The organism is Vandammella animalimorsus, assembly GCF_002288875.1.
Lineage (GTDB): Bacteria > Pseudomonadota > Gammaproteobacteria > Burkholderiales > Burkholderiaceae_C > Lampropedia > Lampropedia animalimorsus.
On sequence record NZ_NTBH01000026.1, the window covers coordinates 1 to 1,143 of the forward strand.

The 1,143-nt window shown below is 56.2% G+C and carries 1 protein-coding gene; it reads left to right on the forward strand.

All coding sequences use genetic code 11. The annotated features are described in order from the left end of the window. Nucleotides 1-57 precede the first annotated feature (57 nt). Nucleotides 58-1,104 carry an IS630 family transposase gene (locus CLI93_RS14625; protein ID WP_095996040.1) on the forward strand — a complete coding sequence of 349 codons (1,047 nt, stop codon included), beginning with the start codon at nt 58-60 and terminating at the stop codon, nt 1,102-1,104. The last annotated feature ends 39 nt before the right edge of the window (nt 1,105-1,143 follow it).

Here is a 1,143-nt window from a genome sequence, read left to right on the forward strand (position 1 = left end):
TATTGATCAGAAATAAAAAAACTTGAAATAAAAGCTTCAATCTGCAGATAATGTCTTATGGAAATGATCGACATGAGAAAGCTGAGCCCTGAAGCGCGGCAAGAGCGGCGCAGACAGGTCATCAAACTGCGTCGGCGGGGTTGGACGTACGAAGCCATTGGCACCGAGTTGGGCTTGTCGCGCACAGGTGTTTTCGACATCTGCAAGCGCTTTGACGAAGGCGGCAGCAAAGCGATGGCCGACAAGCCCTGCGGGCGTCCTGCCGGTGTGCTGCGCTCGCTTGCCGCAGAGCAGGAGATGGAGATTCGCCGCCTGATCATCGACCGCACCCCCGATCAACTCAAGATGGGCTTTGCGCTGTGGACACGCCAAGCGGTGCGCATGCTCATTGAGCAGCGCTGCGGTGTACGTTTGACAGAGCAAGGCGTGGGCCTGTACCTGCGCCGCTGGGGCTTCACACCCCAAAAGCCCATACGGCGTGCCTACGAGCAGCAGCCAGCGGCCGTGCGCCGCTGGCTCGATGAACAATACCCTGCAATCGAACAAAGAGCCAAGGCAGAAGGCGCAGAGATCCAATGGGCAGACGAGACAGGCCTGCGCTCCGATGATGTGCGAGGACGCTCCTACGCCCCCATGGGGCAAACCCCGCAAGTGCAGATCAGACAAAACCGCGAAGGCCTCTCGCTGATCTCCAGCATCACCAACCGGGGCAAAGTGCGCTTCAAAGTCTTTGAAGGCGCCATGAATGCAGCCATCCTCATCGACTTCATGAAGCGTCTGGTGCAGGAGGTAAAAAAAGGCAGCTCAGCCAAAGTATTCCTGATCCTGGACAACCTGCGGGTGCACCACGCCAAGCCCGTCAAGGCCTGGCTCAAAGACAACGAACAGTACATCGAAGTGTTCTATCTGCCCAGCTACAGCCCCGAGCTCAACCCTGATGAGATGCTCAATGCCAACCTCAAGGCTGCGGTGACAAGCAAGGCGCCGAACCGGCGCAAAGGCCAGCTCAAGCTGGCCGCAGTCAGCCACATGAGACACCTGCAGAAGTCACCTCAAAAGGTCAAGCAGTTCTTTCAAAAGGACAGCGTCAAATATGCGGCTTGAAGGATTTATTTGTTCAAGTTGTTTGATTTCTGCTCAATA

What these genes read in the sequence shown, in the direction of transcription:
- CLI93_RS14625 (WP_095996040.1), top strand. Translation starts at nt 58, where the DNA reads ATGGAAATGATCGACATGAGAAAGCTGAGCCCTGAAGCGCGGCAAGAG.